Genomic DNA, 17,353 nt, shown 5'->3' with positions numbered 1-17,353 from the left:
GATTAATTATGAGTGAAACTATCCCCCAAATCATCCTAACTTTTAAGCCAGAAATTTCTATAATTGAGGAGGCCGAAAAAGGCTTAATTTTAAAAGCCCCCTACATCGACTTTAACCTCAACAAACTCTCCCCCGGAATTGTCGCCGCGATTAAAGTTATTTCTACCGCAGGCGCAACCGAAACAGCCCTAACTCAACTGGTAGTTTCTACCGATGGCAGTTCCGCCCTCGCTAAATTCTACTACTACCTAGAACAATTTGTCATCCTGGGTTTAGTTTACCATACTTTAGAAATAGACGGCAGTGCGATCGCTACAGCCGTCCCCATAGCCACACCCTATAAATGGCAATTATCAGAGACAATTATTGATAATAACTATCAACTTTCGCGCTTTGCCTATTGCCACTCAGAAAAATCCCATTTAGTTGTCGAATCCCCCCTTTCCAAAGCCAAAATTATCCTCGAAGATTGGCGCAGTGCAGCTTTAATCAACGAACTATCGCAACCTAAAGCCATCTCCGATTTAACCAAAATTCCGGGGATTTCTGAAGCCACGGCCCGATTATTTATCAGTTTTTTGTTAACTACGGAAGTGCTATCATCTGTTAACAACAATAGCAGCTTAGAAGAAAGTGAAACTCTAACTCAATGGGAATTTCACGATTTATTATTTCACTCCCGCAGTCGCGGCGGCAGACATTCCAATCTGATTGGCAAAACCTTTCGATTTTTAGGAGAAATCGAACCCACACCCGTACTCAAAGCCAAACCATCTAACGAGATTATCAATCTGTATAAACCCGACATCGACAGTTTGAAACAAACAGATACACCTTTTACAGCAATTTTAGAATCAAGAAAGACAGTTCGGCAACAGGGAGAAAAGCCGATTACTGTCGAACAATTAGGAGAATTTCTCTATCGTTCCGCGAGATTGCGCGAGATTGTCCCCAGAGATAACATGGATTGCAGCAATAGACCTTATCCAACCGGAGGCGCTTGCTACGATTTAGAGATTTATACTGCTATCAATTCCTGTGAAAACATTGAGGCTGGCTTGTATTATTATGCACCCCAAGAACACCAACTTTGCAAAATTTCTGGGAAAACAAAGCAGGTGGAAGCTTTACTAAAAAGTGCAGGGTTGTCAGTACAGATAGAGGTAGAACCACAGATTTTAATTCTGCTATCCTCTCGGTTTTCGAGAGTAACTTGGGGCTATGAATCAATGGCCTATAGCCTAATATTAAAGCACGTTGGGATTTTGTATCAAACGATGTATTTAGTGGCAACAGCAATGAATCTCGCGCCGTCGGGGGTGGGCGGGGGAAATTCCGAGTTATTTGCAGCAGCGGCGGGGTGCGATTATTTTGCCGAATCCTCAGTGGGAGAGTTTATCTTGGGGAGTCGGTGATTAGTTTCCATTGGTGTCAACTTAAGCTGTCAGTCCGCCCAGTTCTTTCGTCCGCCCGTCAGTCCGCCAGGGAATGAATTCCCTGTCTAATAGCGAAAGTCCTCTCAAAGAGGACTGAAGAACTCATTAGACATCTCCTAAAAAGATTTTGGAAGCTTTGCGCTATCTGAACAAAAACCTCATTTTGGAAGATGCTTATTAGTCCTCTTTTAGAGGACTTCAGCTTTGAGGCAGGGGTTTCAACCCCTGCCGGAATGTCGGTTTGACGATTAGGGTTCGATTGTCAACTGTCAACTGTCAACTGTTTGGTGTTTTGTGGGCAATTGTCAACTGTTTACTACCCCAAATCATAACATGATGGCAACCATTCAGGCCGACTCAAGTTAAAGTTTTCCTCTAACATTAATTCTGCACTATTCAACGCTCCTTGCACCCATCCTTGCATATTTGAATAGGCTTCGCCACAGACATAAACATTAGCACCATGAATCGGATGCCGCATCTGTTTCATCACTTCCCAGGGCTGACAGCGGGGGTTCCAAGAGTGCCACCCACCCCCGTAGGGATCTTTTTGCCAGTCGATATAAAGGGCGGTATAAGGTTCTGGAATATCTGCTAAATTGTGTAGGGCTTTGAGTTGTTGCTGGGCCGTCCGTACCATATCCTGAGAAGGAACTAAGGGGTCTGTCGCAATACAACCATCACTTTTCAGAAAAGCTCTCAATTCCCGTATTTCGCCTAGTTCTCCGCGAAAGGCGGGACGTTTTTCTGGCTCATCTAGATTATAGGCCATCGTTCGCCAGAAACCCGCAGCAATATTATCAGAAAAAACACTTAATAATAGGGAGTTGTGATTGTTTGGATCGCCCCCTTGGGCGCTTTCTGTACCGAAGTAGTAACACTTTTGCATCGGCAAATCTGTAGCTGAAGTACCACCATGAATATCTAGTGCGTGCCACCAAGGATGATGATAACCGAGGAAAAGTTTGTAAGCGGGATCGCCGCTAACGGTTTGCATATTATCCTGAAAAGTTGAATTGCTAAATAGGAAATTCTGCTGATTTTCTACTGCCAACAGTTCTAGCGATCGCTTCGGCATTGCTAAAATCAGATGTTTCGCGAACACGGGCGGGAGGGAATGGCCAGCCCGATCGACAAAATTTAACCTAATCAGCCCTTCAGTGGTGCGATCGAAGGTTTTTAAGCGATGATTTAGGCATACTTCCCCACCCTCTCTCTCAAATTCTGTCGCGAGGGTTTTCGGTAATGTTTGGTAGCCATCAGCCATCATGTACCAAGTATCGCTGTAGGGAAGAGACATACTTGTTGCGATCGCACTAGCCGCATTCCAAGTACCCAAATCCGAATAGAAAAAGCCCGTATCCAAACAGAGATTGTAAGCCTCGTTGCTAATTTCCTTCAGCAACACTTCCCAAATACTCAAATCATACAAGTGTTGACCGTCAATTTTCAGCGTTTCGCGATCGCGCTTCCACTCCGGTGAGGCAAAATAGGCCGCAGTCAATTTTGGATCGGGAATCGCCCGCCCAACAGCCAAATCGAACAATTCCTCATAATTTTTACCTTCTTCATCCGGCCGTAAATTATAAGGTACTTTATCCGGTTGGTTAAATTCACTCATCAACAAATGGCGATCGCGAACATAGGCCCGTACTCCCGGACTGCTAAAGTCAACAACCGTTGTCTTCAGGTTCAGCAACTTAATCAATTCCCAGACAATAGCCTGAGATTCCGTCACATACATCCCACCCAACTCAGCCTGAACATGAGGCATCCCCGGCATTGTCATTGATAGTAACCGACCACCAATGCGATCGCTCAATTCATAGAGACGAATCTTAGAAGATTTGTGATGAGATGCTAACCGCCAAGCAGCGTAGGCCCCAGAAACTCCACCACCCACAACTGCAACATCAATCATTTGATGTGGCTTAACTGCACTATTACTCATAAGTTCTTAGTAAAATTACACCTAAAAAATTACTGATCTATCAATCAGCGTCAGGACAATCCAAGAACCTATTAGCGTCTACTTAGCGTCAAATTACATAAATAGAAAAAACCCTCGTAATATAATCAGTCATTGGCAAATAGTGATTCACCTCAATTTGATATTGATTTTACGGCATTGCATAATTTTGGGAGGACTCTTGTAGGGGGGACTCTTATAGCCACGCAGAAAAATAAGGGTTTTCAGCTTTGATAAAATTCAAAATCATCCCGCAAATATGCAACGCCTCACTTTCAACTACAAATATTTCTGCAACAACAAACCCATTTTGTCCTTAGTTGCGGCCGGCACTTGATCCAGCCGAGTCAGAATTGCATATTTCAAAGCAGAATGTGCATCAGAAACGGGGGGATTTTCTGTTAACCTCCGTACTGTTTCTTGAATGACTTTTTGAGCATTCTCTGCATTGCGGTGCAAATTGGCTATTACCATTTCTACTGTTACGCTGTCGTGTTCGGTATGCCAGCAGTCGTAGTCTGTGACTAAGGCTAAAGTTGCGTAGGCAATTTCTGCTTCTCTGGCTAATTTTGCTTCGGGCAAATTTGTCATCCCAATGACTGTGGCATCCCAACTGCGGTAAAGGTTTGATTCTGCTTTTGTGGAAAATGCGGGGCCTTCCATGCAGACGTAAGTGCCGCCCCGGTGCAGGTTAACGTCGGGGAGGTTCAAGGATTCGATCGCACTTGCTAACACTTTAGCCAATTCGCCGCAAACCGGATCGCCGAAAGTGATGTGACCGACTATTCCTTCTCCAAAAAAGGTAGAAACTCGATTTTTTGTACGATCGATAAACTGATCCGGCACTACCATATCTAAAGGTTTCGCCTCTGTTTTCAGGGAACCAACCGCCGACGCTGAGATTAAATACTCAACCCCCAAACTCTTCATGGCATAAATATTTGCGCGATACGGCACTTCGGAGGGCAAAAAAGTGTGGTTGCGGCCGTGTCTAGCCAGAAATGCTACGGGCGTACCGTCCAATGTTCCCACAATTGCGGCATCCGATGGCGCTCCAAAAGGTGTATCAATTTTCACCTCTTCAATATCCTTGAGGGCCTCCATTTTATACAAACCGCTGCCGCCGATAATTCCGATTTTTGCTTGTGCCATTTTTACCCTCTGCTTGAGTTTTACCACAGTGATTCTATCGGGCCATCGTTAAGTTGGTGTAAAGATAATTGAAGATTTGGTGACAACAGTCACCCCACATACACTATTTTGTCACTAAATATATGTGATTATAATCACAAAGTACCTTCACAAAATCTTTAAAAATAAAGGTACATAGTTCTGTTACTTATTTTTAGCGTGTTAAGACCATGACAGTCAGCTCTGCTAACCTCCCCAAAATCTCGATCGAGGCGATCGTCGAGCGCATTTTTGCTTTTCGCCAGATTACCCCCCTTGACAGACGGCTGCTGAAATCAGCCATGCTAGCCCAGAAAGGTCTTAACGAAAAAGACCAGTGTCACATCAACCGAGTGTGTCAGGGCATCCAAAACGGCTTGATTTTAGTTGTAGAATAACTTTGCAGCACTATCTCTTGTTAGCTCAAGAAGCTGTGTTAAAATTTGTGCTTGAGTCTGTATCGGCGGGAACTGAGTTCGCGCGGTGTTTTACTATTTTTAAGCGCGCCATCGACCTCACAAATAATATTATTTACATCTTATCGATCAAAATTCAACAGCCAAAAGCCTGTATAAGTCATGCCACTATCATCGGGCTGGACTAACAAAAAATGTAATCCTTTACTTAATTGCTTGCGCTGTTGGTAAATTTGGGCGGCGGCTTTCACCTCGCTATCTTCAAAAGTAGCCACAACCCACCTATCTACTAACCCAGCTTCCAATATCAATCCGTCTGGTTCTCCAGCAATATAATTCAAAGCGAAAGGTTTGGCATCCTGAAGCCATCTAGCCAACCGCATAGACTGGCGTCCGCCGTCAATCACCACTCCCGGTACGGGTACTGTTGAGGCCAAGCCCAAATTCAGCGGTAACAGCAATTTTGGCATTTCCAAAATTGGCAGGGGACGCCCTTGGAAAGCATCTTCAATGTCGCCGGCGGGTAGGGAAGCAAAACGCCAGCCATCGCCCCAGAGGTTTTCGGGTAAGGGTACGGGCGGCGGCGAGTCGAGGGCGATCGCACTGTAAGTTTCACCTGTATAATTAGGCATACTCGAATATTCTTTGGCGCGTTGTTGCAGCAGCAATTTCAGAGCCGCAGTGCGCCGAGTCGCTTCTACCTTGACCCCCAAAACTTTGCCCGCAGCTTCGATTAAACCCAGAGACTGAGGCCTAAATACTTGAATTAAGTCCGGCAAATTCTGAGTTTGAGCTTGCTGCTGCAACTGCGAGGCTAGCCAATTAGAATTTGCGACCCCCTGGCTGCAAACAGCGCTAAATTGAAAACTGCCTTCCGAGTCGCAAATTAAGAGTTCCCACAGTGGTTTGCCAGTTTCGTCTTGGAGAGGGCGGCGGTAAAAATCGGCTTGCCAAATACGCATAAATAATTAAAATTTAAAATATACAACTCGATCATTTTAATATAGCTTGGGGGCACTGCGATACAATAGCGAACTCTGAAAAAAAACTTCGAGCGATATATTCTCAGCTCATATTTGAGTTTTGTGTCAATATACCAATCCTAAATCATTTGTGAATTTCTTACTCCCTCCCCTTACCAAGGGGAGGGTTGGGGTGGGGTAAAAAATTTACGACTGATGCCAGGATTGCTATATCTAACACCAGTCAAAAAAACGGCAACTGTAGGCCCGCGAGCCAAACCGTGATAGTAATCACTCATGTCCTCATCAAAATCTAAAATCTAAAATCTAAAATGCTATAAAGGCTCGCTTAGCCATCGTCCTTTAGCAATTAGCCATTCCCAAATTTATTTAAGATGGTGAACCAAATACATATCCAAGTCGCCTTTATTTTTAGCATAAATTTTTCCTCGGTATTCGCATTCAAAAAAATCTCTAACTAATTCAAACGTTTCCTGAGAGATATTGATATTTCCAGGTACGCCGGAAGATTCCATCCGAGATGCAGTATTAACTGTATCTCCCCATACATCATAGGAAAACTTTTTATTGCCAATTACCCCAGCAAGTATTGGGCCTGAATGAATGCCAATGCGGATATCCCAATAAGGAATATTTTGTTGAGCTTTCTGTATTTTTCTCAAATCCATGAACTGTCGAATTTCTATGGCAGCAAGTACAGCGTCAAAGGCGTGTGTTGCGCGAGGCGTAGGAATTCCCGCCGCACACATATAGCTGTCGCCAATAGTCTTCAGTTTTTCCATAGAGTATTTATCCATCACGCGATCGAAATAAGAAAAACAATAATCTAGTTCGTCAACTAACTCTCGCGGCGTCATTTTTTCAGATAACTGAGTAAAGCCTTTAAAGTCAGTAAATAAAACCGATACGCAATCATAATAAAGTGGTTCCACTTTGCCGTTATTTTTGAGTTCCTCGGCAATCTCAACCGGGAGCACATTCAACAGTAGCTGGTCAGATTTGTGCTTTTCGGCATCGAGCTCGGAATACAGGCTATTAATCTCTTTAAAGCGTTCAGCATTGCGGATGGCTGAGGATAGTTGCAAAGCCAAAAGATAGCCAATCCGCAAGTCTTCTTGAGTGTACGCCCGCGGCTTGGTTGTGGCAAAATTAATGGTTCCTAAAACCTTACCTTCGCTTTCCAAGGGAAGGATAATTTGTGAAGCGTAGGGGGATAAAATAGCAGTAGCACCCGCTTCTTGAATTAATTGAGGTTGACGTGTTGTGAAAGCCTTGTGAATAGGGCCGCCCTCTGGGAGGGCTGCAATATCTACAGGGATATGCCGGCCAAATAAGGTCATGCAAGTGTTAGTGCTGTGCAGGCAAACGCTACAGTGTTCAAAGTCTAGCAACCATTTGGCTTGCTTACCTACTACCCGCAAAATCTGGCCCAGATCGAGGGTGCGGTTAATAGCAGTGGCAATTTCGTTGACGGCGGAAATGCGGATGGAAAGCGCTTGAGCTTCTGCTAACAAACGGCGGGCTGTCAACAGAAGCTCTTCTCGATCTTGATCTTCTAGCCGATCGCCCATAATAGGGGTATACAATATAGATTACAAAGCATCTATTTCGAGGGCTATTGAATCGGTATATCGGTTGACAAAGCTAAACAAGTCTGCTGTTGCAATAATCTCAAAGATTTCTGAATCATCAAGTCCTAAATCCCGCAGGTTTTGGTAATCAGTTTCTGTCATTTCCAGGGGTTTTGTAGCAGCCAGCAAGCCAAAGGTAATTACGGCTTTATCACGTTTTGGCAAAGGGCAGTTGGCAAAGTCAGAAACTAGGGTTCGCAGTAGTTCTTCGCTCATCCCCAAGGCTGACAATCCGTGCAGGTGAACTTGGAGAGCGTACTCGCTATTATTTGATTGGGAAATAGCGACGCCGACCATTTCTTTAAGCGTGCGGGGTAAGTCTCCTTGCAGGATTGTTCCCCGGAATTTTTTCCAATTTGCTTCTAATATGTCAGGGTTGATTGCCATTGACTTGAACAGGTTGGGGACGATGCCAAACCCCAAGTCTGTCAATATTTCTTCGTACACTGCTTTGGCTTTAGGATCGGTAAGTTGCTCGTATTCTATAAGTGGAAAGTGTGTCATTGTTGTGTTGAATTTTACGGCAGTTAATTGGGGTGGGAATTTACGTGTTTGTTATGTAATGCCACTCAAAGGGGGACCTTACGACCTATCTTGGCTTTAGTCGGATTGATAATAAAATGCACCGCTGTCAGCAAACCGCGAATCAAGAAAATGAGCTAGCAACAAATCTGATTCTTAAGGCTGGATTAAACCTGTAATTATAGCAGTAACAGGAGCCCATAAAATTCTGTTGCGATCGGGTTCTACGGCTAATTTTAGATTCTCCCAATGGTTGTTGTCAAGTATCGGCAATTCATCAGGCGCGACGGCGTGAAATCTTACCACAACTCTTGAATTAGAGATTGCTGTTCCGTCCGCTAATTTTTAGGCAAAAAAACACTGTTCGATCGATCGCTCCGGCTCCACAAATGCCCTAAATCTTATGATCCGGCGCGCGTACAGGGGAAGAAACAAAACGCTGTGCGATCGAGTTTATTGAATTAATCAGAGGCTCGATCGACAACCCATGCCCCAGCAAAGCTACGCTAACGCCTGCGACTGGAGTTATTATAGATAAACTGTAAACTTCTATCATTGTCGCTGCATTTGCTATGAACCCTGCCCTGACTCAATTTGGCGCTCAGATGTCCCACCTCACGGGAGTTCGGGCAATTATGAAAGATATTATTGAAACACTCAGAGCCGGCAGCGGGCAGGAGTTTATCAATTTGAGCGCCGGAAATCCGGTGATTTTGCCGGAAGTCGAGCAGTTGTGGCGCGACTGCACTGCGGAACTTTTGGCTAGCCCAGAATACGGCGAGGTGGTTTGTCGCTACGGTTCCAGTCAAGGTTATCAGCCGTTTATCAATGCGGTTTTGGCGGATTTCAACCAGCGTTACGGATTGAATTTGACCGATCGCAATATCTTAATTACTCCCGGAAGTCAATCGATTTACTTCTACGCAGCCAACGCTTTCGGCGGCTACACTACCAGCAAACAGCTTAAAAATATTGTTTTACCGCTGAGCCCAGACTACACGGGTTACGGCGGCGTTAGCTTGATTCCCGAAGCGGTAGTCGCCTGCAAACCCACCCTCGATATTGATGCAGCCGCCCACAGGTTCAAATATCGCCCGGATTTCAGCCAACTGTCGATCGACCAAACCACCGGTTGCGTCATTTTTTCCCGTCCCTGCAACCCCACCGGCAACGTTCTCACCGACGACGAAGTTAAGAAAATTGCCGATTTAGCGGCCGCTTTCGACGCGCCGGTGTTCGTGGATTCCGCCTACGGCCCTCCCTTCCCGGCTTTGAACTTTACCGAAATGACGCCAATTTTTGGCGGCAATATCGTGCACTGTATGAGTTTGTCGAAAGCCGGATTACCGGGTGAAAGAATCGGAATTGCGATCGGCGATGAAAAACTCATTCAAGTATTAGAATGTTTTCAGACCAATATGTGCATTCATTCGCCGAGATACGGACAGGCGATCGCCACTCGTGCCATTACGTCCGGCGCTCTTGCCGATATTTCCATCAACGTAATTCGGCCGTACTATCAAAGCAAATTTGCGATCGTAGAAACCACCCTCGAACAAGCAATGCCGAAGGATTTGCCGTGGTTTTTGCACCGGGGCGAAGGAGCAATTTTCGCATGGTTGTGGCTGAAAGATTTGCCAATGACTGATTGGGAACTGTATCAAGAATTGAAGAAAGTTGGCGTAATTGTCGTGCCGGGAAGTTCTTTCTTCCCTGGTTTGCGGGAAGATTGGCAGCACAAACATGAGTGTTTACGCATTAGTTTGACTGCAACAAATGATGAGATTGAAACTGCCATGAAACGCTTGGCTCAAATGGTAGAAAAGCTTTATCAGTCAGTTGACAGTTGACAGTTGACAGTTGACTGTTAACATTCCCAATACTTCGGGTACGCGGTTCCTGAGCGACTCGTGCTGATCGTAGCCGGAGTAATAAGATGTTCTGCATTTAAATGGTCTGTAAAAAAACAATCAAACTCTTGTGGGTTGGGCGTCCCGCCCGCCTCTAACAGGCAATTTAAATGCGCGACAGCTTATCGATTTCTTACTCGGATAGATTCGGATTATAAGTTATAGAAAACATTCCAAAGTCCCCATTTTTCAATTAAACTACTCGATAAACAAAACTCAGAGTTGCCCAAACATTCACATCCAAAGCCCAATCATCCGTCGAGATTCCCACTTTCTGCACCCCCGGAATGCTAGCCGCGTGCAAATCTTCGAGCACCGCCCGCGCCACATTTAAAGGATTCAACAACACTCGAATTGGCAGGGCATCCCTCGTTTGCTGCATTTCGGCTTCTATTGCAGCCAGAGTTCGATCAAAGGTAGTCTCACTAAATATAATCATAATTTCCGCAAGTCCGATCGGTCCAGATACCGCCCACCCGCTCCCCCCAGCCCCCGGCACGGTCAAATTCTCCCCAGGAGCGATCGCCCGCGACATTCCCCCCACAGCGTCTTTGCCCTCAGCGCCGAGCACAGACAGCCGTCCCGCGCTGTCCGAGCAAAACACCGCAAAGTAAACCGGGCGATCGCTGTCGTTATACAATCTGTACCGAACTCGGCTGCCTTCTGTTAAACTTAGTATATGAGCGCTGGCGGATTTCTCACTTTCCCCGCTCAGCGGTTCCAGCCGATAATCACCGCCGGCCCGCACCGGCTCTCGCTGCGCCACAGCCCGCGCTTGCGGTGCGGTAGTTGCCAGAATCGCCCGCACCTTCAGGCGCGAAGACCCCTCATTGACTGTCAGCCGCAGCAACTTCCCAGCCTGCAGCGCTTTCAAGTGCGGAGTCAAGCGCTGCACCGCCACCTTGACTGCTTCTCCCCCGTCGCCCTGAGTATCGGGAATCAGCATTTGAGCCACAGAAAACAAACCGTAACGGCTTTGTATCACACCAGGCTCGTGAGGCGAGACTGTTTCGGCTAAAGTCGTTTCCGGGACTCTGCCGAACCGACAGTCAGCCAATTGCTCACTCCCCACCGCCGAAACTTGCGGCACAGTCGCAAAGGCGCTGGTAGCGTCCACCCGCTCGATGCGTTCCAAACCCGAGTCCAAAGCTACTGTCAAACCGATGTTTCGCGGCAATACCCGAATTTCTTCCCTCACCAGTTCGCCGACTCTTAATTGGCCGTTTGTTCGATCGAACCCATCTAAAACTTGGGCTTTAGCAGAAAGGCCCGTGTGTCCCCGCAGCAAAAGCCTCGCGCCCTCCGAAGAATCCACAGCAAACACAGAACCCCCGGAGCACTCCAAAACCGAGGGCGACAACCCGCCCAGCCACAACTGCACAGTTTTGCCCCCCTCTTCCACCGCCGTCACAGCGCCGTCAGATGCAGGGGAATTCAAGATTAAATTTGAAAAATTCACCGCCGGCGCGGTTGTTAAATTGTGATTGAGAATTTGCGGTTGCTGGGATAACCCCGCGATTTGCTCGACTGTACCCGCCGCGCGGCCGAAACTGACGCTGAAACTGCTAGCGGGAGTTGCCCACCACAAAGTTTGGGTGAGGGCGTAGGTAAACAAACCTGCGGTAAATCCGTTCCACTCTTGTTCGGCGGCGAGTGCGGAATTCGCGCCCGCGGCCAGTACGGTGGCCGCAGGACGGAGATTGGGGCGGGAGCGGAGGTCTTGGGCAAACGTTAATTCTGCGAGACCAGGCTCGCCGATCGTGGGGCGGGGGCGGGAGCGAATGCGAAAGTTGCCGTTTTTGGGGAAACCCGGATAGGTGTAGCTGGTGTCGAGGATGGCGATCGCATTTTCTGTCGCGAGCGATCGCACCAACAGCAACACCGTTTCCTCTAAAATATCGTTCACCGCCCGGTTTGCTAACAACGGCAAAACATCATCCGCCGGCACCAAACTGTTTTGCATTTTTCCAGGAGACTCGGCCAAACTGACTCGGCTACCGCAGCCGCTAAAGTGAAAAACTACCACGTCACCGGGTTTTGCTTGTTCGCCCAAGTGAGTTACAAAAGCCGTCTCGATATTTTCCCTGGTAGCTTGAGCGTCAGTCAAAGTCAAAATGTCCGAGGGCACAAACCCAAACCGATATATCAGCAGTTCCCGCTGCATTTCCACATCCGTGACGCAGCCGTGCAGGGGCGAGTCTGGATATTTGTCAACGCCAACCAACAAAGCCAATTTCCTGGCTGTCGGCTGGGCTAAGGCTTGGAGGTAGCGATCGCCCAACGGCAGCCACAAAGCCTCGCTGATGCCGATGGCGGCCAGCACCCGGCCAGCTTGCTGCAAAAATTCCCGCCGCTTGAGTCCCATTTTTAAATAGCTTTGAATTTTAAGCGTTGAATTTTAAGTTAAATTCCCCTCACTAATTTTAGGGGAATTAATTTGATTGTGACTGTTTAGAATTAAGGGAGTTTTTAAGTTTTAACTTTTGAGCTTTAAGTTTAAAATTTCCCATTTAAAACTCAAAACTCAAAATTCAAAACTCTGCAGAATGTCGCCCACACCCAAGTTCAAGATTTAAATCTCGTAATTGAAAATATTCATGGCCTTGGCTAATTCTGCGGCGACTTCCGGCCGGGAAAACTGCGGCGGCGGCAACTTTCCAGCGCGCAGCATTTCCCGAACTTTGGTTCCAGACAAATGCACCCGTTGTTCGGGAGTGCTGGGACTTGTTTTAGTTGTAGCCATTTGTTCCGTCAGCGTGCAATAGAAAGCGTGCTCGAATTTCATCGGCACAATTCCCAATTCTCCCGGCTCAAATTCATCAAAAATATGTTGGGCATCGTAAGTGCCGTAATAATCGCCAACTCCAGCATGATCGCGCCCCACGATAAAGTGAGTGCAGCCGTAGTTTTTGCGGATTAAAGCATGAAAAATTGCTTCTCGCGGCCCGGCGTAGCGCATTGCCGCCGGATTAATTGCCAAAATTACGCGATCTTTTGGATAGTATTTTTCTAGCAGAATTTCGTAGCAGCGCATCCGCACGTCAGCGGCGATGTCGTCATCCTTAGTCGTCCCGACTAGCGGGTGCAGAAACAAGCCGTCTACTGTTTCTAAGGCGCATTTTTGGATGTATTCGTGTGCGCGGTGAATGGGGTTTCGGGTTTGGAAACCAACTATGGTTTTCCATCCTTTTTCTGTGAACAGCATTCTCGATTTCGCCGGGTCAATTTGGTATTGGGGAAACCGGGGGTCTAGTCCGCGTTCCAGCAGCCAAATGTCGCCTGCGAGGTTAACGGGGCCTGATTTGTCTACTACCTGGACGCCCGGGTGTTTGAGGTCGTCGGTGCGGTAGACGTTGAGGGCTTCTTCTTCTTTACTGTAGTGATATTTTTCTGCAAGTTCCAAGAGCCCGACAAATTTGCCCGCCGGCGAGTCGAGGCGCACTAAAGTTCCTGCTTTCAGGGGGGCGGCGACTTCTTCTGTTACCGAGAGGGTGATGGGAACCGACCAAGGGAGGCCGTTGGAGAGGCGCATTTGTTTAACGACCGATCGATAATCAGCTTCGTTCATGAACCCTTTGAGGGGACTCAGGGCGCCGATGGCGATCATTTGCAGGTCGGAGATCGATCGATCCGAAAGCTGGACTCGCGGCAAGACTTCTGCTTTGTCGAAAAATTCTTGTCTTTGGTCTAGTGTGGCAATGCGGTTGACCAGGGTGCCGCCGTGAGGGGCAATGCGGTCTGAATGCTGGCTCATGTCGATTTGAAGTTGTGGGTTTTAGCTGCCAGAGTACATCTTACCAAAGTATTGTTACAATTAATTAATTTTATTCAGTAAGTCGGCACACATGGTTTTTAATGTTGGTATTAACCATAATTTATTCCGCCAATCATGAAACTTTATAATTTATTAGTCAAATCTATCGATTTCTGGCAAAAGCATTCAGGATTGAGCAATCTCAAAACTCATACTATTTATTCTAAAATCCTAGACTCTGAGTCTTTAGTGATCGATTTAGGCGCCAATGTAGGTCAATTTAGCGAAGCGATAACTCGCGAATTCAATTGTAGGTGTTACGCCATAGAAGCAGTTCCTTCTGTGTATTCTCAACTCCCCGATAATGGCTTAGTTAAAAATTTTAATTATGCTATATCAGACCGAAATGAGCCATTAAAAATATATACTTCAGACAATCGAGAATGTAACAGTATTAGTCAGGAAGCTGCTAGTGTCTACGGCCTTCTGGGAGAGATATCAGTGGATGGTATCACTTTAGAAACTTTTCTGAACAACCAGAGCATCGAGTTAGTTGATTTGTTGAAGATAGATATTGAAGGTGCTGAAGAAGCCGTCTTTAACTCAACTAGCGATGCCACGCTCTGCAATGTTAAGCAGATAACTATAGAGTTTCACGATTTTATGCCAGGTTCTATTAGCACTGAGGAAGTTAACAAAATTACCAACAGGTTAAAAAGATTGGGTTTTATCTGCATCCCCTTTTCATACCTGTTCCCTGACATGGATACCTGTGACTTCTTATTTATTAATACGAATCGATGTAGAATTCCCTATAAAGACTGGCTGGGTTTTCAAATGATTAAGTTGCTTCTAACAATAGAAAAAACTAAGTCATCTCTACTCAGTTCCGCTGGAAAGCCCGAACAAAGTGTTGCCAATTAGCGCGCTGAATACATCGACGGGAAAGTCGAGCGGAATCCCATTCAAATCTATCACTTTTATTTCTCTACAATCAGCTCTGGCAGGGCAATCAAGCAATTTAGTGCCGGGTTCCCTGGATTGATTCCTTCGCAGACTCAGGATGGGAGTAATTCTCCAATCCCAAATCCCAAATCCCAAATCTAAAATCGGCTGACCATTTTTTCATGAATCATCTTCATCTGTGACAATTCTTCCAGCAGTCCCTGCGGTAGAGGAATTTTCACGGCTTCCAGCATACTTTGAATCCGATGCCTCCAATCGTGACGGGCTAAACTCTCAACATAGTTGCGTTTGTATATAGAATTAAGCCTCACCTCGTCCTGTAAAAGTTCATTAATGAATTCAACACTTTTTTGCGGGTCATCGGGCAACTCAATAGTAGCATCTTCCCAATTCATCAACTCATCCATTAGAGGTGTAGTTGGACGCTTCCCAACTACCGCACCGCCAGTCGCAGTACCATAAAACCAACGCAGTGTAATAAACGAGTAAGGAAACCGGCGCATACCAGGATAGAGAGTGTCAAATGCCAAGGTGAGTTTGCTATGTCTGAGAATGTGAAATAGCAGCAGAGTATCTGGCTCGTCTTTACGCATTTCGTAAGGCAATTTCGGAAATTCCTCTCCCGTTCTGGGCGTAGATTTAAAGTAAATTTGTTCGGAACCAGGTTGATTGAATTTATTTAAAAACACAGTGTCATACTGTGAAGGTATCCGCCCGAAGCTTGTTAAATCAATTGAACGCTTGAGTTGACACGAACCCTGATCTAGAACATCAGCAGCAAAAGGGATCAGCGATACTGGTATACCAAAACGTTTTTTCAGCTCATCTATAATTTCTGGAAGTGCCACGAATAAATGATCTAAATGATAGACATTTTTTGAATAAATTTCCGGTGCCCAAGAATCGAAAATATAAGCGATGACAACATCAAAACGCTCCCTCCACTTAGGTATACTGGAGAGTAGTTCCAGATCGGCTCCTGATATACCAATCATCAGTAAAACATTGGGTTTGTCCGACAATTGAGGTAAAAGTGGTAAATTATATAAACCTGTAGTAGACTTAACAACTTTACGGACTATTCGATTAGCTAGCGGATAAAGTGTGGATGACCACTGGATTACATCGCGGGCCGATGGTACCAAAAGTTGTGCGTTGCAGGTTCGTACAACAATATTTTCTAATTCATAAACTGGGTCCCAGGATACATTTGAGACTAAAGCCCGTGAAGAAAGTACAAAAATATTCATAGCTAGTTCCTTATTTGAGTAGATTATCCGAGCTATTGTACTAATCAATAAAATAGTAGAGTAGATAGGTTCACGTTTGCACTGCAAAATCTCCTGGATTAGTTCCCCAATTTACCCAGCTAATCGCTTCTTTAGCAGATCGCACTTTTGGCGGCACTCGCAAGGCATGAAGGTGTCCCGTACTGGGGCAAGTCATTTTTAACAAATAAATTGGCTCTATGTCAATATGATTCTCAATTTTCAACAAAGTATATTCTTGCCAAATATCCAATTCAGTTGCTTGCAATTCTTGACAAATTCTCGGATAGCCGATCGCCTGAATCAAAACTCGCCGCACTTCGGCATTCTGTTCTGTTAACAGCCATGAAGCTTGCCAAGACTGCGACGGAACTTGACCAATTATTTCCGGCAGTCGGACGCCGCGATAAGAGTATACACTGAACTTGTCAGCAAATTCAACCGCTGGTTGACCTTCTGCGTGGAGCAAATATTCGCTATCAAAATGAAGTTGGATCGGGCGATCGCACACAAAGCACATTTTCTCAAACGGGTAAATCCAGCCGCAGTTTTCCACTAAAGATTTAAAGGCTGAGTATAAAGGGCGATCGTACTCCAAATTTAACACACCAATACAAAAATCCACCCAACTTCCGTGACAGGCTGACAGTTCGGAAACTATGCTGTTATTATGATAAGCCTGATCTATCAGGAATTTCTGAAATCTCCCCCCCAACTTCCTTGCTAATTTGACGTAAACTTCGTCTTTAACATGAAGGTGCAGTTGATTCATCAGTTGAGCGTACAGCGGATTATAGAGTTGGCTGTAAATCTTATTTTCTAATTCCCTGCCGAGTTGACTTCTTAATATATCGTACAATTCATTATGAATTTTGTTTCGGATTTCGCTGGCCATTCCCAGACCCGAATCGCGTATCCTTAGCGCTTCAACTGCTTGCAAAGCTATGTAAGGGCTGTCACAGAAAATAATTTCCGGTTCACGACAGCGGATGATGTTGTAGGCGGTGTTGATGGCCGCTGTCGCTTGCGGGCGATCGATCGGTTTTATCGAAAGTCCAATTTGTCGCCACTTCTGGCGATAAATCGGAATTAGCGCTGTTTGTTCTGGAGTCATTGCGATTATTGGTACAGATATATTAAATGAATTCCGGTTGTATTGGAATGATTAAACCGCAGAGGGCGCAGAGAATACAGAGAAACGGAAGAGACAGATGAATCATTCCGATGCCAACGGATTTGATATTATTTGATTTCCGCTCAATTTTTTTCGCTCTCGCCTCTGGTAAAAAAATATCATTAAGTTTGTAATAACACGTAATTTTCCCTAC

General features: G+C 45.8%; 15 protein-coding genes. 4 read left to right on the top strand and 11 right to left on the bottom strand.

Annotated elements, in window-relative coordinates:
* The first annotated feature begins 8 nt into the window (after positions 1-8).
* Positions 9-1,415, top strand: coding sequence for a SagB family peptide dehydrogenase (locus QUB06_RS18205; protein WP_333436465.1), 1,407 nt, complete (start codon positions 9-11; stop codon positions 1,413-1,415).
* A 337-nt stretch (positions 1,416-1,752) separates the two neighbouring features.
* Here QUB06_RS18205 and QUB06_RS18200 read toward each other — a convergent pair whose 3' ends face one another.
* Positions 1,753-3,387: an FAD-dependent oxidoreductase gene (locus QUB06_RS18200; protein ID WP_333436464.1), complete on the bottom strand. Its 1,635-nt coding sequence runs from the start codon at positions 3,385-3,387 to the stop codon at positions 1,753-1,755.
* 297 nt (positions 3,388-3,684) lie between these two features.
* Positions 3,685-4,557: an S-methyl-5'-thioadenosine phosphorylase gene (locus QUB06_RS18195; RefSeq protein WP_333436463.1), complete on the bottom strand. Its 873-nt coding sequence runs from the start codon at positions 4,555-4,557 to the stop codon at positions 3,685-3,687.
* A gap of 209 nt (positions 4,558-4,766) precedes the next feature.
* On the opposite strand from QUB06_RS18195, the gene QUB06_RS18190 reads away from it, so the two are divergent.
* Positions 4,767-4,973: a hypothetical protein gene (locus QUB06_RS18190; RefSeq protein ID WP_015177188.1), complete on the top strand. Its 207-nt coding sequence runs from the start codon at positions 4,767-4,769 to the stop codon at positions 4,971-4,973.
* Between the two features lie 140 nt (positions 4,974-5,113).
* Here QUB06_RS18190 and QUB06_RS18185 read toward each other — a convergent pair whose 3' ends face one another.
* From QUB06_RS18185 to QUB06_RS18165, 5 genes are all read right to left on the bottom strand, one after another.
* On the bottom strand, positions 5,114-5,953 hold the full coding sequence (locus tag QUB06_RS18185; protein WP_333436462.1) for a Tab2/Atab2 family RNA-binding protein: 840 nt from the start codon (positions 5,951-5,953) through the stop codon (positions 5,114-5,116).
* A gap of 386 nt (positions 5,954-6,339) precedes the next feature.
* A complete protein-coding gene (locus QUB06_RS18180; protein WP_333436461.1) occupies positions 6,340-7,545 on the bottom strand; it encodes an adenylate/guanylate cyclase domain-containing protein in 1,206 nt (401 codons plus the stop codon).
* A gap of 21 nt (positions 7,546-7,566) precedes the next feature.
* Positions 7,567-8,109, bottom strand: a complete 543-nt coding sequence (locus tag QUB06_RS18175) for a peroxidase-related enzyme (RefSeq protein WP_333064782.1) — start codon at positions 8,107-8,109, stop codon at positions 7,567-7,569.
* A 174-nt stretch (positions 8,110-8,283) separates the two neighbouring features.
* Positions 8,284-8,433: a hypothetical protein gene (locus tag QUB06_RS18170; RefSeq protein ID WP_333436460.1), complete on the bottom strand. Its 150-nt coding sequence runs from the start codon at positions 8,431-8,433 to the stop codon at positions 8,284-8,286.
* A gap of 88 nt (positions 8,434-8,521) precedes the next feature.
* The gene (locus QUB06_RS18165; protein ID WP_333436459.1) at positions 8,522-8,683 is read right to left on the bottom strand and encodes a hypothetical protein; all 162 of its coding nucleotides are present in this window, start codon (positions 8,681-8,683) and stop codon (positions 8,522-8,524) included.
* A 16-nt stretch (positions 8,684-8,699) separates the two neighbouring features.
* Between QUB06_RS18165 and QUB06_RS18160 the strand changes: the two genes are divergently transcribed.
* On the top strand, positions 8,700-9,977 hold the full coding sequence (locus tag QUB06_RS18160; protein WP_333436458.1) for a valine--pyruvate transaminase: 1,278 nt from the start codon (positions 8,700-8,702) through the stop codon (positions 9,975-9,977).
* 253 nt (positions 9,978-10,230) lie between these two features.
* Here QUB06_RS18160 and QUB06_RS18155 read toward each other — a convergent pair whose 3' ends face one another.
* Positions 10,231-12,402, bottom strand: a complete 2,172-nt coding sequence (locus QUB06_RS18155; protein WP_333436457.1) for a caspase family protein — start codon at positions 12,400-12,402, stop codon at positions 10,231-10,233.
* Positions 12,403-12,609: 207 nt separating this feature from the next.
* Entirely contained in the window at positions 12,610-13,791 is a 1,182-nt protein-coding gene (gene sat / locus QUB06_RS18150) for a sulfate adenylyltransferase (protein ID WP_333436456.1), read from the bottom strand.
* A 135-nt stretch (positions 13,792-13,926) separates the two neighbouring features.
* Between sat and QUB06_RS18145 the strand changes: the two genes are divergently transcribed.
* Positions 13,927-14,715: an FkbM family methyltransferase gene (locus QUB06_RS18145; RefSeq protein ID WP_333436455.1), complete on the top strand. Its 789-nt coding sequence runs from the start codon at positions 13,927-13,929 to the stop codon at positions 14,713-14,715.
* Between the two features lie 179 nt (positions 14,716-14,894).
* Here the strand turns inward: QUB06_RS18145 and QUB06_RS18140 are convergent, their stop codons facing one another.
* Positions 14,895-16,007, bottom strand: a complete 1,113-nt coding sequence (locus QUB06_RS18140) for a glycosyltransferase (protein ID WP_333436454.1) — start codon at positions 16,005-16,007, stop codon at positions 14,895-14,897.
* A gap of 70 nt (positions 16,008-16,077) precedes the next feature.
* The gene (locus QUB06_RS18135; protein ID WP_333436453.1) at positions 16,078-17,139 is read right to left on the bottom strand and encodes a DUF6745 domain-containing protein; all 1,062 of its coding nucleotides are present in this window, start codon (positions 17,137-17,139) and stop codon (positions 16,078-16,080) included.
* Positions 17,140-17,353: the final 214 nt, after the last annotated feature.

It is taken from the genome of Microcoleus sp. D2_18a_D3 (assembly GCF_036702455.1).
Lineage (GTDB): Bacteria > Cyanobacteriota > Cyanobacteriia > Cyanobacteriales > Microcoleaceae > Microcoleus.
The sequence above is the reverse complement of the archived record's forward strand: the minus strand, read 5'-3'. Positions and strand labels throughout refer to the sequence as shown.

Coding starts and splice junctions, on each gene's coding strand:
- QUB06_RS18180 (WP_333436461.1), bottom strand. CDS start 7,545: ATGGGCGATCGGCTAGAAGATCAAGATCGAGAAGAGCTTCTGTTGACA.
- QUB06_RS18190 (WP_015177188.1), top strand. CDS start 4,767: ATGACAGTCAGCTCTGCTAACCTCCCCAAAATCTCGATCGAGGCGATC.
- QUB06_RS18135 (WP_333436453.1), bottom strand. CDS start 17,139: ATGACTCCAGAACAAACAGCGCTAATTCCGATTTATCGCCAGAAGTGG.
- QUB06_RS18200 (WP_333436464.1), bottom strand. CDS start 3,387: ATGAGTAATAGTGCAGTTAAGCCACATCAAATGATTGATGTTGCAGTT.
- sat (WP_333436456.1), bottom strand. CDS start 13,791: ATGAGCCAGCATTCAGACCGCATTGCCCCTCACGGCGGCACCCTGGTC.
- QUB06_RS18195 (WP_333436463.1), bottom strand. CDS start 4,557: ATGGCACAAGCAAAAATCGGAATTATCGGCGGCAGCGGTTTGTATAAA.
- QUB06_RS18175 (WP_333064782.1), bottom strand. CDS start 8,109: ATGACACACTTTCCACTTATAGAATACGAGCAACTTACCGATCCTAAA.
- QUB06_RS18165 (WP_333436459.1), bottom strand. CDS start 8,683: ATGATAGAAGTTTACAGTTTATCTATAATAACTCCAGTCGCAGGCGTT.
- QUB06_RS18155 (WP_333436457.1), bottom strand. CDS start 12,402: ATGGGACTCAAGCGGCGGGAATTTTTGCAGCAAGCTGGCCGGGTGCTG.
- QUB06_RS18160 (WP_333436458.1), top strand. CDS start 8,700: ATGAACCCTGCCCTGACTCAATTTGGCGCTCAGATGTCCCACCTCACG.
- QUB06_RS18185 (WP_333436462.1), bottom strand. CDS start 5,953: ATGCGTATTTGGCAAGCCGATTTTTACCGCCGCCCTCTCCAAGACGAA.
- QUB06_RS18140 (WP_333436454.1), bottom strand. CDS start 16,007: ATGAATATTTTTGTACTTTCTTCACGGGCTTTAGTCTCAAATGTATCC.
- QUB06_RS18205 (WP_333436465.1), top strand. CDS start 9: ATGAGTGAAACTATCCCCCAAATCATCCTAACTTTTAAGCCAGAAATT.
- QUB06_RS18145 (WP_333436455.1), top strand. CDS start 13,927: ATGAAACTTTATAATTTATTAGTCAAATCTATCGATTTCTGGCAAAAG.